This window comes from Streptomyces regalis (genome assembly GCF_001509475.1).
Taxonomy (GTDB): domain Bacteria; phylum Actinomycetota; class Actinomycetes; order Streptomycetales; family Streptomycetaceae; genus Streptomyces; species Streptomyces regalis.
This window is the reverse complement of the sequence record NZ_LLZG01000001.1, coordinates 16910-42945: the sequence shown is the minus strand read 5'-3', so window position 1 is coordinate 42945 and position 26036 is coordinate 16910. Positions and strand designations below refer to the sequence as shown.

Annotated in this window: 21 protein-coding genes and 2 pseudogenes; 14 read left to right on the top strand and 9 right to left on the bottom strand. The window is 70.5% G+C overall.

Annotated elements, in window-relative coordinates:
* The first annotated feature begins 2 nt into the window (after window positions 1–2).
* From ADL12_RS00180 to ADL12_RS00165, 4 genes are all read left to right on the top strand, one after another.
* Window positions 3–1634 (top strand): cellulase family glycosylhydrolase, encoded by a 1632-nt coding sequence (locus ADL12_RS00180; protein ID WP_062697093.1) that lies wholly within the window; start codon window positions 3–5, stop codon window positions 1632–1634.
* Between the two features lie 182 nt (window positions 1635–1816).
* Window positions 1817–2857 carry an ABC transporter substrate-binding protein gene (locus tag ADL12_RS00175; RefSeq protein WP_062697091.1) on the top strand — a complete coding sequence of 347 codons (1041 nt, stop codon included), beginning with the start codon at window positions 1817–1819 and terminating at the stop codon, window positions 2855–2857.
* A gap of 44 nt (window positions 2858–2901) precedes the next feature.
* Complete coding sequence (locus tag ADL12_RS00170) at window positions 2902–3906, top strand: FecCD family ABC transporter permease (RefSeq protein ID WP_062697089.1); 1005 nt, start codon at window positions 2902–2904, stop codon at window positions 3904–3906.
* Window positions 3903–4982, top strand: coding sequence for a FecCD family ABC transporter permease (locus ADL12_RS00165; protein ID WP_244187716.1), 1080 nt, complete (start codon window positions 3903–3905; stop codon window positions 4980–4982). Before ADL12_RS00170 ends, ADL12_RS00165 begins: the two co-directional genes overlap by 4 nt.
* Window positions 4983–5049: 67 nt before the next feature.
* On the opposite strand, the gene ADL12_RS00160 is transcribed toward ADL12_RS00165, so the two are convergent.
* Window positions 5050–5793 carry an SDR family oxidoreductase gene (locus ADL12_RS00160; protein WP_062697537.1) on the bottom strand — a complete coding sequence of 248 codons (744 nt, stop codon included), beginning with the start codon at window positions 5791–5793 and terminating at the stop codon, window positions 5050–5052.
* A 147-nt stretch (window positions 5794–5940) separates the two neighbouring features.
* Between ADL12_RS00160 and ADL12_RS00155 the strand changes: the two genes are divergently transcribed.
* The 6 genes and pseudogenes from ADL12_RS00155 to ADL12_RS49390 form a co-directional block, all read left to right on the top strand.
* Window positions 5941–6678: a TetR/AcrR family transcriptional regulator gene (locus tag ADL12_RS00155; RefSeq protein ID WP_062697088.1), complete on the top strand. Its 738-nt coding sequence runs from the start codon at window positions 5941–5943 to the stop codon at window positions 6676–6678.
* Between the two features lie 158 nt (window positions 6679–6836).
* Window positions 6837–7091: an EF-hand domain-containing protein gene (locus ADL12_RS00150; RefSeq protein ID WP_062697086.1), complete on the top strand. Its 255-nt coding sequence runs from the start codon at window positions 6837–6839 to the stop codon at window positions 7089–7091.
* Window positions 7092–7309: 218 nt separating this feature from the next.
* On the top strand, window positions 7310–9112 hold the full coding sequence (locus ADL12_RS00145; protein WP_062697084.1) for a methylmalonyl-CoA mutase family protein: 1803 nt from the start codon (window positions 7310–7312) through the stop codon (window positions 9110–9112).
* Entirely contained in the window at window positions 9112–11286 is a 2175-nt protein-coding gene (gene scpA / locus ADL12_RS00140; protein ID WP_062697082.1) for a methylmalonyl-CoA mutase, read from the top strand. The genes ADL12_RS00145 and scpA overlap by 1 nt, the downstream gene beginning before the upstream one ends.
* The gene (meaB, locus tag ADL12_RS00135) at window positions 11283–12278 is read left to right on the top strand and encodes a methylmalonyl Co-A mutase-associated GTPase MeaB (protein WP_062697080.1); all 996 of its coding nucleotides are present in this window, start codon (window positions 11283–11285) and stop codon (window positions 12276–12278) included. The genes scpA and meaB overlap by 4 nt, the downstream gene beginning before the upstream one ends.
* Before the next feature lie 276 nt (window positions 12279–12554).
* A pseudogene (locus ADL12_RS49390) lies at window positions 12555–12803 on the top strand (PP2C family protein-serine/threonine phosphatase); the annotation flags it as partial.
* 19 nt (window positions 12804–12822) lie between these two features.
* On the opposite strand, the gene ADL12_RS00125 reads toward ADL12_RS49390, so the two are convergent.
* Both ADL12_RS00125 and ADL12_RS00120 read right to left on the bottom strand, forming a co-directional pair.
* Window positions 12823–14466 (bottom strand): sigma-70 family RNA polymerase sigma factor, encoded by a 1644-nt coding sequence (locus ADL12_RS00125; RefSeq protein ID WP_062697077.1) that lies wholly within the window; start codon window positions 14464–14466, stop codon window positions 12823–12825.
* A 406-nt stretch (window positions 14467–14872) separates the two neighbouring features.
* The gene (locus ADL12_RS00120) at window positions 14873–18067 is read right to left on the bottom strand and encodes an RICIN domain-containing protein (protein WP_079051770.1); all 3195 of its coding nucleotides are present in this window, start codon (window positions 18065–18067) and stop codon (window positions 14873–14875) included.
* Window positions 18068–18349: 282 nt separating this feature from the next.
* On the opposite strand from ADL12_RS00120, the gene ADL12_RS00115 reads away from it, so the two are divergent.
* Together ADL12_RS00115 and ADL12_RS00110 are read left to right on the top strand one after the other, a co-directional pair.
* Window positions 18350–19357, top strand: a complete 1008-nt coding sequence (locus tag ADL12_RS00115; RefSeq protein WP_062697075.1) for a pectate lyase family protein — start codon at window positions 18350–18352, stop codon at window positions 19355–19357.
* A gap of 106 nt (window positions 19358–19463) precedes the next feature.
* Window positions 19464–20123: a hypothetical protein gene (locus ADL12_RS00110; RefSeq protein ID WP_062697073.1), complete on the top strand. Its 660-nt coding sequence runs from the start codon at window positions 19464–19466 to the stop codon at window positions 20121–20123.
* A gap of 121 nt (window positions 20124–20244) precedes the next feature.
* Here the strand turns inward: ADL12_RS00110 and ADL12_RS00105 are convergent, their stop codons facing one another.
* From ADL12_RS00105 to ADL12_RS00090, 4 genes are all read right to left on the bottom strand, one after another.
* A complete protein-coding gene (locus ADL12_RS00105; protein ID WP_062697071.1) occupies window positions 20245–20631 on the bottom strand; it encodes a VOC family protein in 387 nt (128 codons plus the stop codon).
* A 295-nt stretch (window positions 20632–20926) separates the two neighbouring features.
* A complete protein-coding gene (locus tag ADL12_RS00100; protein ID WP_159053043.1) occupies window positions 20927–21340 on the bottom strand; it encodes a hypothetical protein in 414 nt (137 codons plus the stop codon).
* Complete coding sequence (locus tag ADL12_RS00095; protein ID WP_062697067.1) at window positions 21309–22364, bottom strand: FAD-binding oxidoreductase/lyase; 1056 nt, start codon at window positions 22362–22364, stop codon at window positions 21309–21311. Before ADL12_RS00095 ends, ADL12_RS00100 begins: the two co-directional genes overlap by 32 nt.
* A gap of 59 nt (window positions 22365–22423) precedes the next feature.
* Entirely contained in the window at window positions 22424–23332 is a 909-nt protein-coding gene (locus tag ADL12_RS00090) for a PhzF family phenazine biosynthesis protein (RefSeq protein WP_062697533.1), read from the bottom strand.
* Between the two features lie 371 nt (window positions 23333–23703).
* On the opposite strand from ADL12_RS00090, the gene ADL12_RS00085 reads away from it, so the two are divergent.
* The gene (locus tag ADL12_RS00085) at window positions 23704–24051 is read left to right on the top strand and encodes a hypothetical protein (RefSeq protein WP_159053042.1); all 348 of its coding nucleotides are present in this window, start codon (window positions 23704–23706) and stop codon (window positions 24049–24051) included.
* Between the two features lie 36 nt (window positions 24052–24087).
* Here ADL12_RS00085 and ADL12_RS00080 read toward each other — a convergent pair whose 3' ends face one another.
* Both ADL12_RS00080 and ADL12_RS00075 read right to left on the bottom strand, forming a co-directional pair.
* The gene (locus tag ADL12_RS00080; protein ID WP_062697064.1) at window positions 24088–24480 is read right to left on the bottom strand and encodes a VOC family protein; all 393 of its coding nucleotides are present in this window, start codon (window positions 24478–24480) and stop codon (window positions 24088–24090) included.
* Window positions 24481–24594: 114 nt separating this feature from the next.
* Window positions 24595–25209: pseudogene (locus ADL12_RS00075) on the bottom strand (hypothetical protein).
* 359 nt (window positions 25210–25568) lie between these two features.
* Between ADL12_RS00075 and ADL12_RS00070 the strand changes: the two are divergent.
* Entirely contained in the window at window positions 25569–25994 is a 426-nt protein-coding gene (locus ADL12_RS00070) for a hypothetical protein (protein ID WP_159053041.1), read from the top strand.
* Window positions 25995–26036 lie beyond the last annotated feature (42 nt).

Here is a 26036-nt window from a genome sequence, read left to right as displayed (position 1 = left end):
CCATGAGATCCCCCACCCGCAGTGCCCCACGACTGGCCGCCGTCCTGGCCGCCCTCCTGGGCCTGCTCGTCCCCTTGCTCTCCTTCGCCACGCCCGCCCAGGCGGCGGCCACCGGCATCCGCATCCAGAACGGCCGGCTGGTGGAGGCGAACGGCAACGACTTCGTGATGCGCGGCGTCAACCACGCCCACACCTGGTACCCGGGCGAAACGCAGTCCCTGGCCGACGTCAAGGCGCTGGGTGCCAACACCGTCCGCGTCGTCCTCTCCGACGGCCACCGCTGGACGAAGAACAGCGCCGAGGACGTGGCGAGCGTTATCGCCCAGTGCAAGGCCAACCGGCTCATCTGTGTGCTGGAGGTGCACGACACCACCGGCTACGGAGAGGAGGCCGCGGCCGGGACCCTCGATCACGCGGCCGACTACTGGATCGGCCTGAAGGACGTGCTCACCGGCCAGGAGAACTACGTCATCATCAACATCGGCAACGAGCCCTGGGGCAACACCGATCCCGCCGGCTGGACCGATCCCACGATCGCGGCCGTCAAGAAGCTGCGCACCGCCGGATTCGCGCACACGATCATGGTGGACGCGCCCAACTGGGGCCAGGACTGGCAGGGCGTCATGCGCGCCAACGCCCAGACCGTCTACAACGCCGACCCCACCGGCAACCTGATCTTCTCGATCCACATGTACAGCGTCTACGACACCGCTCAGGAGATCACGGACTACCTCAACGCCTTCGTGAGCGCCAAACTGCCCCTCCTCGTCGGCGAGTTCGGAGGTCCGCCCGACCAGTACGGCGACCCGGACGAGGACACCATGATGGCCGCCGCCCAGCAGCTCCAGCTCGGCTACCTGGCCTGGTCCTGGAGCGGCAACACCGACCCCGTCCTCGACCTGGCGATCGACTTCGACCCCACGCGGCTCAGCTCCTGGGGCCGGCGCATCTTCAACGGCGCCAACGGCATCGCCGCCACCTCGAAGGAAGCCACGGTCTACGCCTCGGGCGGGGGCGACACCACTCCCCCGACCGCGCCCGGGACACCCACCGTCTCGGAGGTGACCTCGTCGTCGGTGAAGCTGGCCTGGGGCGCCGCCAACGACGGAACCGGCGTCACGGGCTATGACGTGGTGCGTGTCAGTGGCGGCACCGAAAGCCCCGTCACCAGCACGGCCGGTACCTCCGCCGCCCTCACCGGCCTCGCCCCCGCCACCTCGTACACCTTCGCCGTCTACGCCCGTGACGCCGCCGGCAACCGCTCCCCGCGCTCCGGCACGGTGACGGTCACGACCTCCTCCGGCGGTACGTCGGCGACATGCGGTGTCGCCTACCACGTGACGAACGAGTGGCCCGGCGGCTTCCAGGGCGAGATCGTCATCCGCAACACCGGCAGCTCGGCGATCAACGGCTGGACGCTGCGCTGGGCCTTCCCCGACAGCCAGCGCATCTCCAACCTGTGGGGCGGCACCGCGACGCAGAGCGGCACCGACGTGAGCGTCACCTCCGCTTCGTACACCGCGGCCATCGCCCCGGCGGGCTCGGTCACGCTCGGCTTCACGGCCACCAAGGGCAGCACGAACCCCAACCCCGCTGCCTTCACGCTCAACGGCTCCACCTGCTCACTGACCTGAGCCGCCCGCGTGTTGAACCTCCTTGACGCCCTGTCGGCTCAGGGCGTCAAGGAAGCGCACGTCGGCGCCACAGGACCGTGACAGGAACCACACAGATCCGCGTGTATGGCGCACGAAAGATCCAGATAAGGTGAGGCTGGCCTAAGGGCCGAAAACAGCGTGTACCCATAGGGAGCCTTGCCATGCTTCACCGGCGCCGCGGCACTGCCGCCGTCGCTCTTGCCGTCGCCGCCGCTCTGTCCCTCGCGGCCTGCGGCGGTTCCAACGACAGCGCAGACAAGAAGCCCGCGGCGGGAGCCGGGGACAAGAAGGCCGTGGCTCAGGGCGGCGACGAATTCGCGGACGCCGCGAAGAAGACCGCCGAGATGGGCACCGACGCCAAGCCGGGCGAGTGGCCGCGGACCGTCGAACACGCCATGGGCGAGACCGTCATCGAGTCCCAGCCCAAGCGTGTCGTGGTCCTGGACGTCGGCGAGCTCGACAATGTCGTGTCGCTCGGTATCAAGCCGGTCGGTCTCGCACCCACCGAGGGCTCCCCCGAACTGCCTTCCTACTTGAAGAAGGACGCGGGCACCCCGGCGAACGTCGGCACCATCAACAACCTCAACCTGGAGGCGATCGCCGGTCTCAAGCCGGACCTGATCCTCGGCAGCCAGCTGCGCGCCGCGGACAAGTACGACGAGCTGTCGAAGATCGCGCCCACCGTCTTCTCCCTGCGCCCCGGCTTCACCTGGAAGGAGAACTACCTCCTGAACGCCGCGGCCCTGGACAAGACCGCTGCGGCCAAGGCGCAGCTCGCGGCGTACGACAAGAAGGTCGAGGAGCTCGACGCCAAGCTCGGCGCGGACAAGCCGACCGTGTCGATGGTGCGTTACCTGCCCGACGGCGTCATCCGCCTCTACGCCAACGCCTCGTTCATCGGCACCATCCTCAAGGACGCCGGCATCCCGCGCCCGAAGAACCAGGACATCGAGGACCTGGCCGCCGAGGTCAGCGCCGAGAACATCGACCAGGCCGACGGTGACTACATCTTCACCGGCGTGTACGGCGACGCGAAGGCCACCGACAAGTCTCGCGCCCAGAGCAACCCGCTGTGGAAGAACCTGAAGGCGGTCAAGGAGGGCCACGCGTACGACGTGCCGGACGAGACCTGGTATCTGGGCCTGGGCGTCACCGCAGCCAACGAGGTCCTCGCGGACCTGGAGAAGTACCTGACCAAGTAGGGTCGATCGGCAACAGCAACAAGAGGAACAGCAAGAGGAAACGCATGTCCCATGCCACCCGGCGGCGCATCGGCTGGACGGTCGTCGGCACCCTCTTGCTGTTCCTCGCCGTGCTGCTCAGTCTCGCCCTCGGCAGCCGGCAGATCCCCCCGGCCCAGGTGTTCGACGCCCTGCTGCACGGCGGCACCGGCGACAACGCGCAGGTCGTGCGCGCGCTGCGGGTTCCCCGCACGGTCATCGGCGTGATGGTCGGGCTCGCCCTCGCGGTGGCCGGGGTGGTCATGCAGGGCATCACCCGCAACCCGATCGCCGAGCCAGGCATCCTCGGCGTGAGCCAGGGCGCCGCGCTGGGCGTCGTCTGCGCGATCGCGTTTGCCGGGGTGCACACTCCCGCCGGCTACGTCTGGTTCGCGTTCGCCGGTGCGGGACTCGCCGCGGTGGTCGCGTACGCCGTGGCAGGCAGCGGGCGCGGCGGCGCCTCCCCGGTCAAACTGGCGCTGGCCGGGGCCGCGATGAACGCCTTCATCGCCTCCGTCGTCTCCGCCATCGTCACGACCGACGCCCGCGCCCTCGACGAGTTCCGCTTCTGGGACGTCGGTTCGATCGGCGGCCGGGACGGCGAAGTCGCGGCGCAGACCTGGCCGTTCCTGCTCGTGGGGCTGCTGCTGGTCGCCGTCCTGGCGCGGGGTCTGGACGCTCTCGCTCTCGGCGACGACGTGGCCAGGGGGCTCGGTCACCCGGTCGCGCTGCTCAGAGGCTTGGGCGCGCTCGCCGCGACCGTGCTCACCGGGGTCGCCGTCGCGGTCGCCGGTCCGATCGCGTTCACCGGGCTCGCCGTCCCGCACATCGCACGGGCGCTGGTCGGTGCCGACCACCGGTGGGTCCTGGCCCTGTCCGCCCTGCTCGGCCCCGCAGTGATCCTGGTGTCGGACGTGCTCGGCCGTGTCGTCTTCGCGCCGTCGGAAGTGCCGGTGGCCGTGATGACCGCGTTGCTCGGCGTGCCGTTCCTGGTCGCGCTGGTACGGAGAAAGGCGACGGTGCCGGCGTGACCCAGCCCCTGGAGCGAACCGCCCCCACCCCGGCCCCGCGTCGCCTCCGCCCTTCCGGGTACACCGTCGCCCGCGCGGGGGACGTCAGCTTCCTGTTGCACCGACGGGCCTGTGCCGTCGCGGTCCTGCTGGCCGTCGTGCTCGCGGTGACGGTGGTGGCGTCCCTGTGCGTGGGCGAGTCGTATGTCTCCCCGACGGAGGTCGTACGGGTGCTGCTGGGACAGCCGAGCCCCGACGAACTCGTCGTCGGCACGCTCCGGTTGCCCCGACTGGTGACGGGGCTCCTCGTCGGTGCCGCCTTCGGTGTTTCCGGCGCGCTGATCCAGACCGTGGCCCGCAACTCCCTCGCCAGTCCGGACGTCATCGGCGTCACGCACGGCGCGGGCGCGGCCACGGTGACCGCGATGACCTTCGGGATCACGTCGTACTCCGTCCTGCCGTACGTCTCGGTCGCGGGCGGGCTCTCGGCCGCCGTGTTCGTCTATGTCTTCGCCTGGCGGGGCGGCCTGCACGCCACACGCTTCGTTCTCGTCGGTATCGGTGTGTCGATCGCGCTCGGTTCGCTGACCCGGCTGTTCCTCACCAAGGGCGACTATCTGGTCGCCCAGCAGGCCAAGGTGTGGCTCACCGGTTCGCTCAACGGCCGCGGCTACGACCAGGCCGCGCCGCTCGCGCTGGTCGTTGCGGTCCTGGTCCCGGCGCTGCTGTGGGCGGCGCACGCTCAGCGCATGGTGTGCCTGGACGACAGCACGGCGACGGCGCTGGGCGTACGGCTCGGTCCGGTCCGGCTGGGTCTCACCGGGCTCGGCGTGGTCCTGGCGTCCGTGGCGACCGGCGCGGCCGGCCCTGTCGACTTCGTGGCGCTGCTCGCTCCGCAGATCGCCCACCGTCTGACCCGCACCGCCCAGATTCCCCTGCTGTCCTCCGCCCTTACGGGGGCCTCGATCGTGCTCGTGGCCGATCTGCTGGCCCGCCGCCTGTTCTCCCCGGTCGAGCTGCCGGTGGGCGTCCTCACCGCGGCGGTCGGCGCGCCGTATCTGATGTGGCTGATCGCCCGCAACCGCCGTCGGCGTTGATGCGCCTCGCCTGATCCGGACCGCTCGGCTCAGGTTCCTTCAGGCGTGGCCATGGGTGGGGTGGTGATCAGGCGACCATGCCCCCGTTGACGTAGACGGTCTGGCCGTTGATCCACCGGCCGCGGCCGGCGACGAGGGAGATGACCTCGGCTATGTCCTCGGGGGTGCCGAGCCGCTCGAGCGGGTTCATTTTGGCCATGGTGTCGATGGTGTCCTCGTCCTTGCCGTCGAGGAAGAGTGCCGTGGCGGTGGGGCCGGGGGCCACCGCGTTGACGGTGATGTCCCGTCCGCGCAGTTCCTTCGCCAGGACGAGGCTGATGGCGTCGACAGCGCCCTTGCTGGCCGCGTAGGCGGCGTAGGTCGGCAGTCCGAGCTTGGTGACGGACGTGGACATGTTGATGATGGCGCCGCCGGGGCGGACATGGCGGGCTGCCTGCTGGTTGACGACGAAGGTGCCGCGGATGTTGGTGCGGTGTAGACGGTCCAGGACGTCGAGGTCGAAGGAGGCCAGCGGGGCCAGCGCCATCATGCCCGCGGAGTTGACGACGACGTCCACTCCCCCGAACTCGGCGATCACGCTGTCGAAGACCGCCGCCACCGCCTGTTCGTCGGCGACGTCGGCCTGGTAGGCCGCGGCCCGGCCACCTGCCTCGCGGATCGCGGCGACCGTGTTGTCGGCCTCCGTCTTGTTGCCGGCGTAGACGACCGCCACGGTCTGGCCGTCCGCCGCAAGCCGCTCGGCGACCGCGCGGCCGATCCCGCGCGAGCCGCCGGTGACGATCGCGACGCGCTGCTCCGGTGTGGTGCTCATGGTGTGCTCCCTCTTGTCGGCGGCCTCACGACTCACTGCCGTCATCACTGTTTCCCTCAACGCCTCCCCCGGCGTTTCCATCGATAACGATACACCGATTCCATCGATACGCAAACAGCGATATCGAGAGCTCGTTATCATTGATTCGTGGCAGATAGAGCAGAGTCCCGAGCGGACCTCAGGAAGAGACTCGTCGCAGCCGCCGCGGACCTGTTGGTCGCACAAGGCAGGGACGCGGTGACCACGCGAGCGGTGAGCACCGCGGCAGGCGTTCAGCCGCCGACCATCTACCGCCTCTTCGGCGACATGGACGGCCTGCTGGCGGCAACCGCCGCCGACGGCTTCACCCGGTACCTCAAGCAGAAGAGCTCCCGGGCACCGTCCGCGGATCCCGTCGACGACCTGCGCGCGGGCTGGGACATGCACATCGAGTTCGGCCTCGGCAACCCGGCGCACTACCTGCTGATGTACGGGCAGCCGCAGCCGGGCGGTGAGTCCGAGGCCGCCAAGGAGGCGCATCGCCTGCTGCGCGAGATCCTGGAGCGCGTCGCCAGAGCGGGACGCCTGACGGTCCCCGTCGAGCGGGCGGCTCAGATGGTCCACGGGGCCGGCATGGGCGTCACCTTCGCCCTGCTGGCACTCAAGCCCGAAGAGCGCGACCTGGGCGTCTCGGCCCAGACACGCGAGGCCATCATCGCGGCCATCACGACAGAGGCGGACACGGACGACCTCCCGGGCGACCCGGGCAGCGCTCGTGAGGCGCGTCGCCGAGTGCTGGCTCTCCGTTCGATTCTGGACGACATGCCGGCCACATACACCCCCGGCGAGCGCATGATCCTGGAGGAACTGCTCGACCGTGCGGGCCTCGATCCGGCCGAGGAGTGAGCGGGCGGCGATGCGGCGCCCGAGACCCGGACACCTACCGAAAACCGGCTGGCCATGGGTTCGCCGGGGGAGGCAACCTGGACGAGAGCGGAAGCGTCTTTCGTGCGAGACCACGAAGGGCCGGCCCGCGTGCCGACGACAGGAACGAGGGTGACGCGATGAGCGACAAGGCCCGCAAGCTGTTCGAGGCGCTCGACCTCGACGAGAACGGAACCCTGACCCGCGAAGAGGTGATCATCGCCCTGCGGACGAAGGGCCCGTCTCTGGCCGCGTCAGGAGATCTGCCCGTCTGGGCCGTGGGAGACGAGAACGCCTCCTCCGCCCTGTTCGACGCCGCCGACCAGAACGGCGACGCTGTACTCACCCTCGAGGAGTTCGCGGCAGTGGTGGACCGCCGTTTCGGCTGGGCCTGAGACCCGGTGGGGCGTGCTTCATCTCCGCCTGGAGGCGGGCGATTGCGGCTTCCCCGCCCCGCGGCATCCGCCCCTCGCCGACGCGCGCGTGCCGCCCTGACAGCCGACCTGCAGGGCTTCAAGGCGCCCCGGCGAGGCCGAGGTCACAGATATGGAGAGGGCAAGGTCACAGCCGCGCCCCCTGCTGCTCCTTTGTCGATCTGACCTAGCATCCGAGCATGACGGTCCTGCCTGACGACGGGCTCTCCCTGGCCGCCGAGTTCCCGGAAGCGACACATGAGCAGTGGCAACGCCTCGTAGCGGGCGTCCTGCGCAAGTCGGGCAAGGAAGTCTCGGGGGACGCCGCGGAGAACGCCCTGTCCACGCTGTTGGAGGACGGGCTCACCACCCGCCCCCTGTACACCGCGCGCGACGCCGCGCCCGACCCCGGCCTGCCCGGCTTCGCCCCGTTCGTACGCGGCGGCAGGCCCGAGGGCAACACCGCCGGCGGCTGGGACGTACGCCAGCGACACGCGGCGGCCGACGGCAGCGCCGTCCTGACCGACCTGGAGAACGGCGTCACCTCGCTGTGGCTGGCCGTCGGCGACTTCGGCATCCCGGTCTCCTCACTCGCCTCGGTACTCGACGGCGTGTACCTCGACCTGGCCCCGGTGGTCCTCGAAGCGGGCGCCGAAGTGGAGCCCGCCGCACGGGAGTTGCTGCGCGTCGTCGAGGAGCGGGGCGTCGCGCCGGAGGCGGTGCGCGGCAACCTGGGCGCCGATCCGCTGGGATACGAGGCCCGCACCGGGCAGTCGTACGACATGGCGCAGGCGACCGGGCTCGCCCGGCAGTGCACGGACGCGTATCCGGGCCTGCGCGCGCTGACCGTGGACGCGCTGCCGTATCACGAGGCGGGCGGTTCGGCCGCGCAGGAACTGGGCTGCTCGCTGGCGACCGGCGTGGCGTATCTGCGGGAGCTGACCGGGGCCGGGCTGAGCGTCGCTCAGGCCTGTACCCAGCTGGAGTTCCGGTACGCGGCGACCGCCGACCAGTTCCTGACCGTGGCCAAGCTGCGTGCGGCCCGCCGGCTGTGGGCGCGGGTCGCCGAGGTGTGCGGGGCTCCGGGGCAGCAGGTGCAGCACGCCGTCACCTCCACGGTGATGATGACGCCGCGCGACCCGTGGGTGAACATGCTCCGCGCGACGGTGGCCACGCTGGCCGCCGGGGTCGGCGGCGCCGACGCGGTGACCGTGCTGCCGTTCGATCACGCGCTGGGCCTGCCGGACGCGTTCGCGCGCCGGATCGCCCGCAACACCTCCACGATCCTCATCGAGGAGTCGCACCTGTCCCGGGTGATCGACCCGGCCGGCGGCTCCTGGTACGTGGAGCGGCTCACCGACGAACTCGCCCACGCGGGCTGGGAGTTCTTCCAGAGCATCGAGAAGGCCGGCGGTCACGCCGCCGCGCTGCGTTCGGGCATGGTCGGCGAGCGGCTGGCCGAGACCTGGGCAGTGCGCAGCGCGAAGCTCGCCAAGCGCCGCGAACCCGTCACGGGCGTCAGCGAGTTCCCGCATCTGGCCGAGAGGCCGGTGGTGCGCGAGCCCGCGCCCGAGCCGCCGTCCGGCGGGTTGCCGCGGGTGCGGCGCGACGAGGCGTTCGAGGCGCTGCGCGCCCGCTCCGACGCCCACCTCGCGGCGACCGGCTCCCGGCCCCGCGTGTATCTGGCCGCGCTGGGCCCGGCCGCCGCGCACACCGCCCGGCTCACCTTCGCCGCCAACCTCTTCCAGGCGGGCGGCATCGAGCCCGCGACCGAGGGCACTTTCGCGGACAGCGGGGCGCGCGAGGTCTGCCTGTGCTCCAGCGACGCGCTGTACGAGGAGCAGGCGGACTCCGTCGCCGCCGAACTGCGGGCGGCGGGCGCCGAGCACGTGTTCCTCGCCGGCCGCCCCGGGCAGTACTCCGGTGTCGACGCCTACGTCTTCGCGGGCTGCGACGCCGTCGCCCTGCTCACCGCCGCCCTCGACCGCATGGGAGTGTCGTGATGAACGTCCCCGACTTCTCCGGGATCGAACTCGGGGTACCGACCGCCGACGGCGGCCCCGACGAGTGGCATACGGCCGTGAAGAAGGCCGCCGACGGCGACGACCTGCTCTGGGAGACCCCGGAGGGCATCACGGTCAAGCCGCTCTACACCGGGCAGGACCTGGAGGGCCTGGACTTCCTGGGCACCTACCCGGGCATGGCCCCGTATCTGCGCGGCCCGTACCCGACGATGTACGTCAACCAGCCCTGGACGATCCGCCAGTACGCGGGCTTCTCCACCGCCGAGGAGTCCAACGCCTTCTACCGGCGCAATCTGGCGGCCGGTCAGAAGGGCCTGTCGGTCGCCTTCGACCTGCCCACCCACCGCGGCTACGACAGCGACCACCCGCGGGTGACCGGTGACGTCGGCATGGCGGGCGTGGCGATCGACTCGATCTACGACATGCGGCAGCTCTTCGACGGCATCCCGCTGGACAAGATGACCGTGTCGATGACGATGAACGGCGCCGTGCTGCCGGTGCTGGCGCTCTACATCGTCGCCGCCGAGGAACAGGGCGTGCCGCCCGAGAAGTTGGCCGGGACCATCCAGAACGACATCCTCAAGGAGTTCATGGTCCGCAACACCTACATCTATCCGCCGAAGCCGTCGATGCGGATCATCTCCGACATCTTCGCCTTCACCTCGCAGCGGATGCCCCGCTACAACTCCATCTCCATCTCCGGCTACCACATCCAAGAGGCGGGTGCCACGGCCGACCTGGAGCTGGCGTACACCCTCGCGGACGGCGTGGAGTACATCCGAGCGGGCCGTGAAGCGGGCCTGGACGTGGACGCGTTCGCGCCTCGCCTCTCCTTCTTCTGGGCGATCGGCATGAACTTCTTCATGGAGATCGCCAAGCTGCGCGCGGCGCGCCTGCTGTGGGCCAAGCTGGTCAAGCAGTTCGACCCGAAGAACTCCAAGTCCCTGTCCCTGCGCACCCATTCGCAGACCTCCGGCTGGTCACTGACCGCGCAGGACGTGTTCAACAACGTCACGCGCACGTGCGTCGAGGCGATGGCGGCGACCCAGGGCCACACCCAGTCGCTGCACACCAACGCCCTCGACGAGGCGCTCGCGCTGCCCACCGACTTCTCCGCGCGGATCGCCCGCAACACGCAGCTGCTGATCCAGCAGGAGTCCGGCACGACCCGGGTCATCGACCCGTGGGGCGGCAGCGCGTACGTCGAGAAGCTGACGTACGACCTCGCGCGCCGGGCCTGGCAGCACATCCAGGAGGTCGAGGCGGCGGGCGGCATGGCGCAGGCCATCGACGCCGGCATCCCCAAGCTGCGGGTCGAGGAGGCCGCGGCCCGCACCCAGGCCCGGATCGACTCCGGGCGGCAGCCGGTCATCGGCGTCAACAAGTACCGGGTGGACAGCGACGAGGCGATCGAGGTCCTCAAGGTCGACAACTCCTCCGTGCGCGCCCAGCAGATCGAGAAGCTGCGCCGGCTGCGCGAGGAGCGGGACGAGCGGGCGTGCCAGGACTCGCTGGACGCGCTCACCCGGGCCGCCGGGGGCGAGGGCAACCTGCTGGAGCTGGCGGTGAACGCGGCCCGCGCGAAGGCGACGGTCGGGGAGATCTCCGACGCCCTGGAGAAGGTATACGGCCGGCACGCGAGCCAGATCCGTACGATCTCCGGCGTGTACCGCAACGAAGCAGGCGAGTCCCCGAACGTGGACCGCACCCGCACCCTGGTGGACGCCTTCGCGGAGGCCGAGGGCCGCCGCCCGCGCATCCTGGTCGCCAAGATGGGCCAGGACGGCCACGACCGCGGCCAGAAGGTGATCGCCACCGCCTTCGCCGACCTCGGCTTCGACGTCGACGTCGGCCCGCTGTTCCAGACGCCCGCGGAGGTGGCCCGCCAGGCGGTCGAGGCGGACGTGCACATCGTGGGCGTGTCCTCGCTGGCCGCCGGTCACCTCACGCTGGTGCCGGCGCTGCGGGAGGAACTGGCGGCGGAGGGCCGCGAGGACATCATGATCGTGGTCGGCGGGGTGATCCCGCCCCAGGACGTGCCCACGCTCCTGGAGATGGGCGCAGCAGCCGTGTTCCCGCCGGGGACGGTGATCCCGGATGCGGCGTACGACCTGGTCAAGCGGCTGTCGGCCGACCTCGGGCACGAGCTGTGATCGATCTTGACACCTATGTGAAGGGCGTCCTCGACGGAAAGCGCGCGATCGTGGCCCGCGCGATCACCCTCGTGGAGTCGACCCGTCCGCAACACCGCGGCCTGGCACAGGAGTTGCTGACCGAGCTGCTGCCGCACAGTGGCAGGGCCCGGCGGATCGGTGTCAGCGGTGTGCCGGGCGTGGGCAAGTCGACGTTCATCGACGCGTTCGGCACGATGCTGACCGGGCTCGGGCATCGGGTGGCCGTGCTGGCCGTCGATCCGTCGTCGAGCCGTACGGGCGGTTCGATCCTCGGTGACAAGACGCGGATGGAACGGCTGGCCGTCGACCCGGCGGCCTTCGTACGGCCCTCCCCCACCGCGGGGACGCTCGGCGGGGTCGCGAAGGCCACGCGTGAGTCGATCGTCGTGATGGAGGCCGCCGGTTACGACGTGGTGCTGGTCGAGACGGTCGGCGTGGGACAGTCGGAGACGGCCGTGGCGAACATGGTCGACACGTTTCTGCTGCTCACGCTGGCCCGCACCGGCGACCAGCTGCAGGGCATCAAGAAGGGTGTCCTGGAGCTGGCCGATGTGATCGCCGTGAACAAGGCGGACGGCCCGCACGAACGCGACGCCCGCGCCGCCGCGCGTGAACTGGCGGGCGCGCTGCGGCTGATGCACGGCAAGGACGCGTTCTGGACGCCGCCGGTGCTCAGTTGCAGTGCGCGCGAGTCGGCCGGCCTCGACGTCCTCTGGGAGCGGCTGGAGCAGCACCGCACCCTGCTGGACTCCACCGGGCGGCTCGCGGCCAGACGCCGGGACCAGCAGGTCGACTGGACCTGGACCATGGTCCGCGACGAACTCCTGGGCCGTCTCAACGCCGACCCCACGGTCCGGGCACTGGCCCCCGACCTGGAACGGCGGGTCAGGGAAGGCGAGTTGACGCCGACGCTGGCCGCGGAACGGATTCTGGAGGCGTTCGGCGGGGAGAGCAACACGAGCCCGTCCTGACCGACCGAGCCCCTGTCGGCCGAGGTCGCAGGATGCCTTCCAGCAGGTAGTGGTCGGCGTAGGGAAGGGAGATCTCGATCCCGTCCTTGGCCGGCCGGTGGCGCGCGCACCGGGCCACGACCGCCTCGGCGCGGGCCGAGTTCTTCGTCAGGCAGGTCCCCGACAGTGCGGTGAGCAGCCGTAGCGCCACCTCGCGGTAGGCAGGTCGGCCGGTGGCCGTGGCCAGGTCGAGCAGGCCGCACGCCATGATCGCGCCGGCCGACGCGTCCTTGATGTCAGCGGCTCGGCCTCGCCCACGTCGGCAACTCGCGCGCCTACCTGCTGCGCGACGGCGTCCTCACGCAGATCACGCAGGACCACACCTGGGTGCAGAACCCCGAGACGACCGTGCGGGACTTGATCCAGCTCGCCCTGCGCGGCGGTGGCCCCGACAACGTCACCGTCATCGTCGCCGACCTCCTCGACCTCGACACCGCGGACACCCCGGCCGGGCAGTTCGCGGCCTGCCCGATCGTGGTCGGCGCCGCGCGCACGGCGCTCGACTTCATTGCTTGGCGCCGAAGTTCTGCGTCCACCACGGCCCGCCCGAACCATCGTGGATGCCCACGCCGATGTCCTTGAACGAGCAGTTGAGGATGTTGGCGCGGTGGCCCGGGCTGTTCATCCAGGAGTCCATCACCTCCTGCGGGGTCTGCTGGCCCTGGGCGATGTTCTCCCCGTACGTGGACCAGGTGTAGCCCACGGCGGTGATGCGCTGCCCGGGGTCGGCGCCGTCCGGGTTGGTGTGGTCGAAGAAGTCGCGGACGTCCATGTCCTCGGAGTGGCCCTGTGCGGCCTGGTTCAGCTGCGGGTCCTCCGTGACGGGGCCGCAGCCGGCGGACGCCCGCTCCTTGTTCACCAGGGCGACCACCTGCGCGACGGCGCTGGTCGGGGTCGCCTGGGTCTCGGGGGTGCTGGACGCGCTCCGCGTCAGGCGTGTCGACGGCGAAGGCGTCGGCTCGCTCTTCTTGGTGGGGCGTGGGGTCCTGGAAGGGCTCGGGCTCGCCTTCTTCGACGGCGACGCGGACGGCGACGGAGACTTCGAGGCGGACGGGGAGGTCTCGACGGGGCTGGGTTCCCCGAGCTCCACGGCGGGGGCGCCCGCGGTCCGCGTGGCGGTCGCCTCCTCGTTCCCCGTCCCGGGGTCCGTGTCGAAGTACCACAAGCCCCCGCCCGCCACGCAGGCCACCACGACGACACCGCCGACGGCCCGGCGGCGGATGCGCCGGCGTCGACGGGCCTCACTGCGGGAGACGGCCCGGCCACGCCCGCTGTGGTGTCCGGATCCCGGGCCCGATGTGCCACGGCCTCCGGACGCGGGCAGCCGGGACGCCGAGCCGGCGATGGCCATCCCGCCGGAGGCCGAGAGCACGCTCTCCCACAGGGCGGGCGCCGCGGCCACCAGTGCCAGACCGGCCAGCAGCCCCTCAGCGGGCATCAACCCACGCCACAATCCGGAGCAATGCATACACTCACGGGCATGCCGGGCTATTCGCTTGCGCCACAGCGCCGAGGGCCGGCCGTCCCAGGACGCCAGCACACCCCGCAGTTCCTCGCATCGCGGCCGTGCGTCGAGCGCCCGCACCACCACGCGGGCCGCCTCCAGTTGCGCCTTCATCCTCTGCACCCGGACCGCCGTGTGCTGCGGCGACAGCTCCAGGGCCGCGGCGACCTCCGACCGGGTCAGCTCGCCGGCGCACTCCAGCCACCAGAGCGACAACAGGCCTCGGTCGTCGGGCTCCAGCCAACGGGTCGCCCGCGCGGTCTCCTGTCGTTGCCCGGACAGCTGGAGCTGGACGATCGTCAGGTCCACGAAGTCGGCGCCCGGATCCGCGAGGTCCTGGGCCTCCTCGACGGTGCCAGGGGCCGACTGCCGGGCCTGCCAGTGCGTCCGGACCTGATTCATCGCGATCGCCACGAGCCAGGAACGGAAGTTCTCGGGGGCACGCAGGCCACCCAGCGCGTCGAGGGCGCGGAGCATCGTGTCCTGCACGACGTCGTCGACGTCGACCGAACCGTTCAGAGCCCGGCCCACAACGTTGTAGACCAGCGGGAGGTACGCACTGACCAGGGCGTCCTGAGCCTCCGGATCGCCGCTTCGGGCAGCGATCACCAGTGCCGCCGACTCCCTCGTGCGCTCAGTACTCATCAAAAACTTCCCTGTCCTCGACGCCGAACGATGCTGTCCGATACTTGGGAGATCGATCGGCGGGCCCGGGATAACAGTTCTTCGGACGCATGTTCCACGAGAGACTCACGGGGCCGGTCGGACGGCGCAATGGGGAAAGTCACATCGAGGGGGACAGAGACCCTACATGTCGCAGTTCGCGACCTATGTCGGTGAGGCATGTCGGTCGGTCGACTCGGCGTCAGGCCGAGGCGAGCACCAGCCTCTCGGAGACGGCTGCGTCCGCACCCTTTCCGTGACCCCTTCCGCTCATACGCGGACCAAGGCCGCCCAAGGTCGCCGGCGCCCACCTTCTGATGCAGTCCGGTGTCAACGCCTACTACACGGCACAGCGCACGCTGATGGCGCCTCACCCGCGACGGCAACCTCAGCGTCGTACGAGATGGATCCGGTACGTCCGTGTCCGTGACCCGTCCTCACTGGTCACGGAGACGACGGCCACCGCCCCGCCGGGCTCGTCGAGGCGGTTGACGGCGACGGTGGCGTAGGGATCGCGAGCGGTCGCCGTGACCCGGCTTCGGCTCGGGGCGTCGGTGACGACCCGGTAGGTGGTGGTGTCCGGGTCGAACGAGGGGATCGCCTTTCCGGACACCTCGACGGACGCGGCGGCGGCATCCGAGGAGGCCCCGGGGCTCTTGGCGTACACCTCGATCTCGCTCATGGTGATGTAGCCGCCCTGACGCGCGGTCATCACGACCCGCACCTCGGACGCCGGTGCCGCCTCCAATGGGACGTCGATCACCGGTGCGCCCTCGCTCCCGACCGCGACGGGGTCGCTCGCGTCGACCCACGTACCGGTGGCGGACGCCCGTACCTGCACTTTCAGGCTCTCGGGGAAGGAGGCGCTGCTCCCGTCCCGGTAGAAGTGCGCGACGACCCGGTTCAGGTCGCGTGGCTTCGGCAGGGTGAAGGTCACGGTGTCGGAGGGGTTCTTGGTGTTCCCCGGTTTCCAGTTGGACCAGGCCTTCTCGGACAGGTCACCGTTGCGCAGGCGCTCCGCGGAGTACCCGCTCTCGGTGAACGTGGCGGCGACCGAGACGCCGTCGTCCGCGGCGACGTTGGTCTCCACCGGTTCCGTGACCTGCACGCGCACCGTCGCGTCGACCGTGTCGCCACCGACGACCTGGGCGAGGCCGCGCAGTGTCACCACTCCGGTCGCGTCGAACGCCCCGTCGGGGGGCGAGTCCCAGGTCACCGGAAGGTCGGCCCGGCCGCCGTTCCGGCCGATGCCGACGACCGTGGACGGAAGGCCCGGCGTGCCGCCCACGTAGGTCTTGGCGCGTCCCGGCAGGGTCGAGGCGATGGTGTCGACGGTGACGACTGCGAGCGCGGGGATCTTCCGGCCGAGGGGGTCGGTCGCCTCACCCCTGACCCGCACCGTGCCCGGATCACGCCACGTCCGGTCCGGCGGGAGGCTCCACTCGACGGGCAGCGCGCCTCGGGCACCGTCCCGGAACACCGGCGTCACCGTCGTCGGCAGCTCGGGCCGCAGACCGGGGACGGTGAACGCCTCGGCCCGAGCGGTGCGCAGCACCGTCTCGTCGGTCACGGTCCAGCGCTGGTTCGCCGCGGACGTCGGGGTGTACGTGGACACCTTGGCGCCGTCCGCGGTCGACTGCCCGGTGACGTCGACGAGGCGGCCGGTGGCGGCGTTGACGAACGTCCATGTGCCGTCGCCGGTCGTCGACATGATCCACTGCGCGGCTTCGGGTACCTGGCCGCTTTCCGGCTCCTCCAGGACGGCTTGACCGTCGCGTACGGCGAGACGCTTGCCGGTCTCGGCGCTGGTGAGGGCGTAGCGCTCGCGGTTCTCCGTGCTGCCGCGCGTCAACTTCCGGACTGACCACAGCTGTTCCGCGCTGTCGGCGTCGGTCGTACGGATGACGACACCACTGCCGTCGGCCGACGGCGCCAACGACTTGCCGCTCTGCGCCCCCTGGAGCCGGTAGACATGCCCGGGCTGCACGAGAGCGGCATCGCGCGCCACGCCACCGACGCCGTCGACCAGGAAGGTCGTAACCGACTTGGCGGGGACGGTGAGGGTGGCGGACCGGTCGGTCACCCGGACCGGTGTGCCGCGCACCAGGGCGCCGTCGCTGCTCGTGACCACGGGTGTGACGGTGGCCCGGGGCGCGACCTTGCCGAAGCGCGAGAGATCGAGGGTCACCGAGCGCGCGGAGGCGCCGCCGTTCACGTGCACCACGGTCGCCGTACGGCCGTTCTGCTGCACGGCGGCGACGCTCGACGGGTCGTCGACCTTCACGAAGTGATCACCGGGACGGATGTAGTGGGTGAAGTTCCGGATGGTGTGGAACTTGGAGTTGGCCCGGATCGGACAGGTCTCCAGGGTGTCCTCGGCCGTGCAGTTGAACGGCACATGGATGCTGCCCCAGTTCTTGCCCGCCGCGGCCTGCGGGATGGCGTCCTCGATCGGCTGCCAGAACACCCAGGCCGCGGGCTCCAGTTCACGCATGTCGTCGACCATCCGGGTGGCGATGCCGAGGCCCGGGTCCATGCTGGTGAAGTCGGTGCCGGTACCCCAGGTGCCCTCCACCTCGCTCATCCACAGCTTCTTGTCCGCGCCCTTGGCGATGTCGCGTGCGCTGGTGCGCTGGCCGGTGCCGTAGGTGTGCACGTTGAGCTGGTCGACGGCGGCGCGGGCGGGGGTGCCGTAGGCGTTCCAGTTCTGGGTGAAGATGCCGGGGTTGGTCTCGTCCATCGCGGAGATCTCGGCGTCGGTGCCTGCACCGTCGAGCGCCTTGTCCAGCGCGAGAACGACCTTCTGCTGGAGTTCCGGGCCCGCGTGCGCGCCCTCCTGGCGCCCGCCCGTGGGCCGGCCGTCCGCTCCGAGCTGGGTGCCCCAGTAGGGCGTGTTGGGCTCGTTGAGCGGGTCGATGGTGTCGAACTCGATGCCGTGCGCCTGCTCCAGACGCTCACTCACGCGCACCAGGTAGGTGGCGAAGTCGTCGACGCGGTCGGTGCGGATCTGGTCGGCGCTCGCGTCGAAGCCGCCGGAGACGTAACCGCTGACCGTCTGGAACCAGGGCGGCGAGTTGCTGAACGCCTCCCAGCGGCTGACCTTGTCCTTGATCTGGTCCACCCACCAGCGCTGGCCGGCGTCGGCGTCCCAGTTCCAGTGGTCGGGGTTGTTCGGGTCCCACCAGTCCATGTCCTTCTGGGTGGTTCCCTCGGGGGCCTTCCAGAAGCCGTCCATGGTGGCGCCCGCCTTCATGTAGTCCTTGCGGACGTCGGGGGCGTTGCCACCGCCGATGTTGTAGCGGGCGATGTTGAGGCGGAGACCGTCCGCACCGAACAGCATGTCCACGAGCCGTCTTCGAATGGGCTCCGGGTAGCCGCCCGTCGCGTTGGCGAACCAGACGAGGCTGGTGCCCCAGCCCTCGAACTCCTGCTGTTGGTAGGAAGGGTCGATCCGCACGGTGACCGCGCTCTGCGGTGCCGGGTCCGCAGCGCTCGCCACGGGCGCGGCGGCTACGAGACTCGCGCCGAGCACCAGAGGAACCGTCGATGCCAGGGCCCGGACGATGCGATGCCGTTGGGTCACGGCACTCCCTTCCACAACACAGAGGCGAACAGAACCGAACAGAAGGAATCGCGCTCAGGGCATGCTCGGCGACGGTAATGAACTCGTCAAGATGGCAGGCGAGTTGGGGCTGCACGTGAGGGTTCGGAGAGTTCGTTGACATGCTCAAAACATCTGATTAGCATCCGAGAAACCTTGGAAAGCGCTTTCCGCCTCCGTTTGCCGTTCCGCCCCCGTTTCCCGTTCCGCTCCCGCCTCCGCACGACCCAACAAGAACCCCCCACCCACCCCGGGAGGAACCGCATGAGGTCGTCGCTACGCGCCCCCCGCGGCGTCCCCGCCCTCGCGCTCGCCCTGGTGCTCGGCGCGGTGACGATGCCGGCCGGTACCGCAGCCGAGGAGACGCCGGCACCACTGGCGGAAACGGCCCCCTCCGGCTTCGCCGCCGTCGCCGCGCTCGGCCGGAACGGCACCACCGGTGGAGCCGGCGGCCCGACCGTGACCGCCACCACCACCGAGCAGTTCCTGGAGTACATCGACACCACGGGCCCGCTGGTCATCCGGGTGCAGGGCACCATCGACATCACCAGCAAGCAGGGTGTCCGCCCCGACAAGACGATCGTCGGAGTCGGTTCGTCAGCCGTCATCAACGGCGGCGGCCTGGACTTCTACCGCTCCTCCAACGTCATCGTGCGCAACCTCAGGTTCACGAACGCCGAGGACGATGCCGTCAACGTCGGCCAGGAGTCGCACCACATCTGGATCGACCACAACGAGTTCGTCGCCCCGGTCGACGGGGCGGTCGACATCGTCCGGGGCTCCCAGTACGTCACCGTGTCGTGGAACTGGTTCAACAAGACCGACAAGAGCATGCTGCTCGGCCACTCCGACGCCAACAGCGGCCAGGACACCGGCAAGTTGAAGGTCTCCATCCACCACAACTTCTTCGACGGGTCGCGACAGCGGCATCCCCGGGTGCGGTTCGGTGAACCGGTCCACGTCTACAACAACTACTACAGGGGCAACGCCGTGTACGGCGTCGCGTCGACCATGAACGCGGGCGTGCTGGTCGAGGCCAACTACTTCGACGCCGTCCCCCACCCCTGCTACTCGGCCAGTGGCTACGACGAGTCGGGACCCGGCCGACTGGTCCAGCGCGACAACATCTTCGCCGGCGCCGGGACCGGTGCCTGCGAGACCAACGGGACGGTGACCGAGCCGCGTACCTACTACGCGTACACGCTGGACCGCGCGGCCGACGTGCCCTCCCTCGTCCGCGCCGGGGCGGGAGTCGGAAAGATCGGCACCTGAACGACTCCGTCCGCTTCATCCGCTCCGTCCGCTTCCTCGGCGGACGGACTGATCAACCGTCGCCCCCCCAACACGCGACGGCCAACCCCCCACAGGAGGACCCCTGATGAGTTCACGACGAGCCCCGCTGCCCACTCGGCACACACCCATACCCTGGCGCACCAAGGCGGTCGTCGCCGCGTTGGCAGCCACCGTCCTGGCGGGCCCGGGCATCGCACAGGCCACCCCGCAGACCGCGCCGGCATCGGCGTCGACCTCTGCATCGCAGGGGCAGGTATCGGCGGCGGCCACCATCACCTGGACCCTCGAACGGGCCGCCAACCCCACCGAGGACCAGCGCACGGCCTACGACCTCATCACCAGGGCCATGAACGCCGCGGTGGCCCGCTACAACAATCTCAGCGACCTCGGCAAGACCATCACCGTCCGCTACGACCCGGGCGTGCCCACCGCCGACGGCAACATCAACGGAACCATCCGCTTCGGCAACCGTAGCTACATGAACGAGCGGACCGCGCTGCACGAGATCGCCCACACCATCGGCGTGGGGACGAGCTCGGGCTGGTCCCGCCTCGGTGGCAGCGGCACCTGGACGGGTGCTCAGGCCACGGCTCTGGTCAGGCAGTACGACGGTGCGAGCGCCAAAATCTCCACCGGCGGTGGCCACTTCTGGCCGTACGGACTGAACTACGACAACGAGTTCTCGAACACGGCGGCCGACCGCCACGTCCAGATCGTCGCCGCGATGGTGCGCGACGGCCTGTGATCCCAGGGGTCGGGTCGGTGCCCGGGCCTCAGAACGCTCCCGGGCACCAGCCCTCCCGTCAGACCCTGCGGCAGGCTGCGGGGCAGCGCCGCAAGAAGGCCCTTAAGTCCCTTACAGGCCCTTACTTGCTGTGCACGATCTGGATCAGGTTGCCGCAGGTGTCGTCCAGCACCGCTGTGGTGACCGTGCCCATCGCCAGCGGCTCCTGGGCGAACCGCACGCCGAGCTCGCGCAGCCGGTTGAACTCCGCCTGCACGTCGTCCACGGCGAAGGAGGCGGCCGGGATGCCGTCCTGGACCAGCGCCGTCTTGTACGACTGCACCGCGGGATGGCCGGAGGGCTCGAGCAGCAGTTCGGTCCCGTCGGGCTCTTCCGGCGAGACCACGGTCAGCCACCGGTCCTGGCCCATCGGGACGTCGTGTTTCTTCACGAAGCCCAGCAGGTCGGTATAGAAACGCAGGGCCTTGTCCTGGTCGTCGACGAAGACGCTGGACAGGTGGATCCTCATGGGGCGCTCTCCGGTGTATCGGGCCTGAGCCGTCGGGTCGCGACGCGCTCAAGGGTGGTTGTGTTCGCCGACCGTGCGCAAATCAAGGTAGGTGCTCTGACGCTGCCGGACCGAACAGACGCGCCCGAGGGCCTGTCCGGCGGATCAGGCCGGCTGCAAGAAACAGTGCAGACCGGCCGAGCCGAGCGGTGTCTGGTGCGTGCAGCTGCAAGGCGGAGGAGTCGGCGACCGACGACAACGCGGTAGATGCACGTGCCAGGCACCGCGACGCCGGCATGATCCGCCGGACAGGCCCTCAAGCCCTGACGGCGTCGAGGAGTTCCTCCCGCGCGGGCCCCGGCGGCATCCGCTGCTCGACCTCGGGTACGAGCCGCGCCACCGCCTCGGCCAGGGCCGGAGCGCTCAGCTCCGCCCCCGCACCGGGCAGGAGATGTGCCCCGACACGCTCCGCCCGCAGGGCGTCCGGGTCGCGCCCCGCCAGCAGCGCCAGCGCCCTGGCCCGGTCCCAGTCGGGGTGCCGATAGAGGCGGCCGACCGCGTGTGCGTCCATCTCGGCCAGTCGGTGACGGGTGTAGGAGGTGCACCGCCGGTACGCGTCTCCAAGACCGTCCCGCGTAGCCCGGCCGAACGCGATGACGAGAGCCACGGGGTCGTCGGCGCCCGTCTGCCGGAGGACGTCACGCAGCAGCACACTGTGCTGCAGGCTCATCGCCAGCCCACGCCCGATGGTCGGCACGGTGACCGCCCACGCGTCGCCGACGGCCACCAGCCCGGTGACACAGGGGCGTTCGACGTCGGCGTCGTACAGGGTCCGCTTGCGGTCTGTGAGGCCGGCCATGATCTGGACGCCGTCGGTGATGGGCCGGCCCTTCGAGCCACGCATCCGCGCCGGGGAACCGGCGCACGGCGGCCGACCAGGCGCGTTCGTGGCGCAGCAGGCGACGCAGTTCGTGGTCGTCGCTGCGGCTGATGAGGCCGAGCGAGTAGGTGCCGTGGTCGGCCCGGATGCGCAGCAGACCGAGGGAACCGTGCTCGGCGAGCAGCGGGAACGTACGGGCCGGCAGGGCGCCGTCGGCCGACCGGAAGTAGCGGCAGCAGTAGGTGAAGCCGCGCCGCCCGACTTCCTCGACCGGGCCCGGTACGCCGATGTCCCGCAACCAGGAGGGGAGCAGCGAACGGCGGCCTGTGCAGTCGACGACCAGATCGGCTTCCAGCGGCCCCGTGCTGGTCTCGACCCCCGTGACATGCGGTGCACGCCGACCGGGCGCGGGAGGACCGGTGATCCGCCCGCCGCCCGGGCTGCGCAACCCTCGGCACACGATGCCCCGCTCGATGCGGACACCGGCCGCCACGGCCGCGCGCGTGGCGGCGTGCTCGAGCAGACAGCGCCGGGCGGCCAACGTGTCGAAGCGCGCGTCGGCGGCCAGCAGGCCTCCCCGCAGGCCCGGTTCCGGCGCCAGCACGTTCATGCGGACGGCTCCGGCCTCCGTCATCTGCGCGACCAGAGCCGGCAGATGCGCCTCGGCCAGTTGAAGCCAGCGGGCGAGCGGGAGGTGGGTGAGGCGCAACTGCGGGATGCCGGGGCGATGCCAGTGCGACCACACCGCGTCCGGGTCCGACGGCGCGGGATGCGGGTCGCGCTCCAGCACGGTCACCTGATGCCCGTCCGCGGCCAACAGCAGGGCTGTCTGCAGGCCGCCGAGCGCGGCTCCCAGTACGACGATGCTCGCCATGAGGGTCATCATTCCCTGAGAGTGCCGCGGTCGGTGACGAGGCGCCCCGCCCTTCGGCGTCACCGGGGCATGCGGGTGCCCGTTCCACTGACCCGGACCCTCGGGTCACCGGCGTGCAGGGTCACGGTCAGCACGCCCGGCCTGCCCATGTCCTCGCCCTGGTGCAGGGTGAGCACCGACTCCGCGGGCACCAGGGCGAGTTCACGCGCGTACGCCCCGAAGGCGGCGGCTGCGGCACCGGTGGCCGGGTCCTCCACGACACCGCCGATCGGGAAGGGGTCGCGGACGTGGAAGACGGTGTCCGCGGCGCGCCACACCAGCTGCACGGTCGTCAGATCCAGCTTCCGCATCAGGGCGGCGAGCCGCTCGAAGTCGTACGAGAGGTCCGCGAGCCGTTCCCGGCTGCCGGCCGCCAGCACCAGATGCCGGGCGCCGGCGAAGGCGATGCGAGGAGGCAGCAGCGGGTCGAGGTCGGCCGACGGCCAGTCCAGCGCCGCCAGGGCCTCGGCCAGTTCCTCCGAGGCGATCTCTTCGACGCGGGGCTCCACACTCGTCAACGTCGCCCGGAGCGTGCCGTCCGCCTCATCCGTGACGGTCACCGGCACCGTGCCCGCGCGGGTGGCGAAGACCAGATCGCCCGGACCGATCCGCTCGGCCAGGGCCACGGAGGCGGCGACGGTGGCGTGGCCACAGAAGGGCACCTCTGCCCGAGGGCTGAAGTAACGGATGGTGAAGGCCCGCCCGGGTTCCCCGACCGGTTCCTCTCCCCCGACCGGTTCCTCGGGCGGACCGGTCAGAAACGCGGACTCGCTGTAACCCAACTGGGCGGCGATCGCCAGCATCTCGGCATCGTCGAGGCCGGAGGCGTCCAGGACCACGCCCGCCGGGTTGCCGCCGTCCGGGTGGGACGAGAACGCGGTGTAGTGCAGCGCATCGAGGGCGCCGACGGCCCGCTCGTTGATCTCCATGCCGTACGACAACCAGCGCACCTGCGCGCCGATTCCCGGCCCCGGATCACCCCATGCGGAACCGTCGCGGGATGGGGTGCGAGGGGATCACGATTCTCTGGCGTGGACGCCTGGGCCGGAGTGACTGGTCGCGTCCGGGATCGGATGTACGCCGGACGCAATGCTCGGCGATCCGACCCGCCGTGCCCTCGGCCACGCCAAGAACGACCTGTCCGCCGTTGCACGGGAACATGGCCGAAGCCGATGTGGCGCGTGAGATGTGGAACGTTCAATAATCCGGACGGCGCTTCCCCACAGCGCCGGGCAACCGTTTCGAGGCACCCCCACTCCGGCGCAGCCGAGCGCCCGGAGCCGAGAATCCGGAGTTCTTCATGCGTCTTCGTCCCGCTCCTGGCCGTACTCGCGTCTCCGCCCTTGCCGCAGGGCTCGCAGTGGCAGGTGCGCCGGCCCTCACGACACCCGCATCAGCCGCGGCCCAGGCGGAGGTCACCGCCACACTCCGCGTCACGATCACCGACGGGGACTCGGTCATGACCCAGACCGCAGGCGTCTACACCTGCCACAGCGGCTTCATCGTCGGCCGGGCGAAGGACATCTCCGTCCCCGTGCCCGCCGGCCAATGGGTCCAGGTCTTCAGCAGTCACGGCTGCTACGACTCCATCAACATCAGCGGCGCCAACGTCGAGACCGACGGACAGGTCATCAGCTTCACGCTGTGACCACTGCTGCGGCTGCGGCACAGTACGGTCGGCCGGTCAGTTCTCCTGGAGCACGGAGAGGACGTTCCCGGCGGGATCGGTGAACCACGCGATCGCCGCCGGGCCGCCGTTGCCGACCCGGACGATGCCCTTCTCGTCGTGGTCGAATCCGGCGTAACGCTCAAAGGTCACGCCGCGCCGCTCCAGTTCGCCGACCGCGGCCTCGATGTCGTCCACGGGGAAGTTCAGAATCGTGAACGTCGCGGGGGTGTGCTGCTCCTTGGGGTAGACGAAGACCTGCGCGCCGCTGCCGAGCTTGATGGTCAGCATCCGCATGTCCCCCTCCCCGGTCTCCTCCACCGCGAGGCCGAGAATCTCACCGTAGAACCGGCGGGCCTCGCCGAGGTCGTCGACCGAGAAACCGCTGAACGCCTGCGATTGTCCGAGCATGCCGTGTGTCTCCTTCGCGGGTGAGCCGTTCTGACCTCTCAGGGCACACCACGCGCGCGGAAGCCGGAAGCACGCCGCGCGGAGGAGGTCCGGATGGTCGTGCGTCCTTCACCTTCACGAGCAGAGGTGCCTTCCACCAGGGTGCTGACGCATCAAGTCCAGGTCCTCGCTCCAGGCGTCCAGCACCGCGCCGTGCCCGGCCCGCCGGGCCAACGCCTCGACGTGGGCGAAGAGACGGCGCTGGGTGGATACGTCGCCTGTTGCCGAGATGCGGTCCACCGCGCCGAGCAGCATGCCGGTGTCCCAGTCGGGCAGCGGGAACCGGGCAAGCTCCCACTCCAGGTAAACCGGATGCTGTCGGCGGCGTCGAGACGGGCCGCGCGTGCATGCCCGTCGCGGTCGTTCTTGATCGAGCGGTACAGCGAATTGGCGTAGGCGTCGAGCCAACCACCCGCGTCCCGGAATGCTTCATCGGCGTCGCATTCCGGCGGCGCGGAACTCGTCGACGGAGAGGATGACGAGGTCGAGCTCCGCGGTGCGGTGCCCCGTGAACCGGGTGAGAGCCGGTGCCGCGGCGTCGGCAAGGACGACGTACAAGTCGTGGTCGGAGTGCTCGGTGGTCATGCCGTCGTGGGCCCGGGAACCCTTGAGGACCAAGCCGACGACGGCTGAATCAGCGGCGGCGAGTTCGATGAACGCGTCGTAGGTGAGGGGTTGCTGAGCAGTCATTACGTGAACTCCGGTGGAATGGTGACGGGTATGCCGACCGGACGGCCCCGTCTGAAGGGGCCGCCGGCACCGTCTGCGGCGGCGCTTGGCCACCGCCCGGAAGATCAACGCACGTGTGGACTCTACCGCCGGGCCGGCCGAGAGGTCTCGCGTCTTGGTTGGCCTCAAGCGTGGCCGGTATGCCAGGCGGTGGCGTCTCCTGGTCGTGGCAAGGCTGTGCGTATCACCCGGGCTCGGCACTGTCCGTCACCGCCACCGCAATCGCCCCGGCCCTGTCGTTCGTGTTCCGTTCGAGCAGGTTGGTGGCGACGCGGAGCGCTGGGGCGCGGGGGCCCGTGCTCGGCGACAGCGCGGGAGGGTTGTTCGGGAGCCGTCGCACGCTGAGCCCCGGCGACGGCCGCGACCTCGCGAAGCGCACAGCGCCCGCCGTCGCCGCGTTCTTCGACCCGCCCCTCGCCGAAGCGCTCACCTCGCGCCCAGGCCTGAGCGACCACGCGTTGACCCCCGGAGCCATGGCCAGTCGTGTGTCCGCAGCTGATCTCGAGCGGGCCCGAACCTGGGTGGGCACGGCGTGTCAGGCCGCCATGGACGACAAGGACGTCGCACTCCAAGTGCGGGACGTGCGGGCCCTGGGGAAGGTTGTCGAGGCGGCGGCCACCATCGACCGGCAACTCGCCCGGCACGCGGCCGAGCACCTTGCCCCGATGGCCGGCGTGAAGCGGCTGCCGTCGCACACGCTCGCGGAACTGGGCGGGAACGTCGCCGAGGTCGATGCCGCGGCGTGACCTGGGTGGCGGGGCTCGGCCGTACGGAACGATCGTCCCTGG

What these genes read in the sequence shown, in the direction of transcription:
- ADL12_RS00180 (WP_062697093.1), top strand. Translation starts at nt 3, where the DNA reads ATGAGATCCCCCACCCGCAGTGCCCCACGACTGGCCGCCGTCCTGGCC.
- ADL12_RS00175 (WP_062697091.1), top strand. Translation starts at nt 1,817, where the DNA reads ATGCTTCACCGGCGCCGCGGCACTGCCGCCGTCGCTCTTGCCGTCGCC.
- ADL12_RS00170 (WP_062697089.1), top strand. Translation starts at nt 2,902, where the DNA reads ATGTCCCATGCCACCCGGCGGCGCATCGGCTGGACGGTCGTCGGCACC.
- ADL12_RS00160 (WP_062697537.1), bottom strand. Translation starts at nt 5,793, where the DNA reads ATGAGCACCACACCGGAGCAGCGCGTCGCGATCGTCACCGGCGGCTCG.
- ADL12_RS00150 (WP_062697086.1), top strand. Translation starts at nt 6,837, where the DNA reads ATGAGCGACAAGGCCCGCAAGCTGTTCGAGGCGCTCGACCTCGACGAG.
- ADL12_RS00145 (WP_062697084.1), top strand. Translation starts at nt 7,310, where the DNA reads ATGACGGTCCTGCCTGACGACGGGCTCTCCCTGGCCGCCGAGTTCCCG.
- scpA (WP_062697082.1), top strand. Translation starts at nt 9,112, where the DNA reads ATGAACGTCCCCGACTTCTCCGGGATCGAACTCGGGGTACCGACCGCC.
- ADL12_RS00125 (WP_062697077.1), bottom strand. Translation starts at nt 14,466, where the DNA reads ATGAGTACTGAGCGCACGAGGGAGTCGGCGGCACTGGTGATCGCTGCC.
- ADL12_RS00115 (WP_062697075.1), top strand. Translation starts at nt 18,350, where the DNA reads ATGAGGTCGTCGCTACGCGCCCCCCGCGGCGTCCCCGCCCTCGCGCTC.
- ADL12_RS00110 (WP_062697073.1), top strand. Translation starts at nt 19,464, where the DNA reads ATGAGTTCACGACGAGCCCCGCTGCCCACTCGGCACACACCCATACCC.
- ADL12_RS00105 (WP_062697071.1), bottom strand. Translation starts at nt 20,631, where the DNA reads ATGAGGATCCACCTGTCCAGCGTCTTCGTCGACGACCAGGACAAGGCC.
- ADL12_RS00100 (WP_159053043.1), bottom strand. Translation starts at nt 21,340, where the DNA reads ATGAGCCTGCAGCACAGTGTGCTGCTGCGTGACGTCCTCCGGCAGACG.
- ADL12_RS00095 (WP_062697067.1), bottom strand. Translation starts at nt 22,364, where the DNA reads ATGGCGAGCATCGTCGTACTGGGAGCCGCGCTCGGCGGCCTGCAGACA.
- ADL12_RS00090 (WP_062697533.1), bottom strand. Translation starts at nt 23,332, where the DNA reads ATGGAGATCAACGAGCGGGCCGTCGGCGCCCTCGATGCGCTGCACTAC.
- ADL12_RS00085 (WP_159053042.1), top strand. Translation starts at nt 23,704, where the DNA reads ATGCGTCTTCGTCCCGCTCCTGGCCGTACTCGCGTCTCCGCCCTTGCC.
- ADL12_RS00080 (WP_062697064.1), bottom strand. Translation starts at nt 24,480, where the DNA reads ATGCTCGGACAATCGCAGGCGTTCAGCGGTTTCTCGGTCGACGACCTC.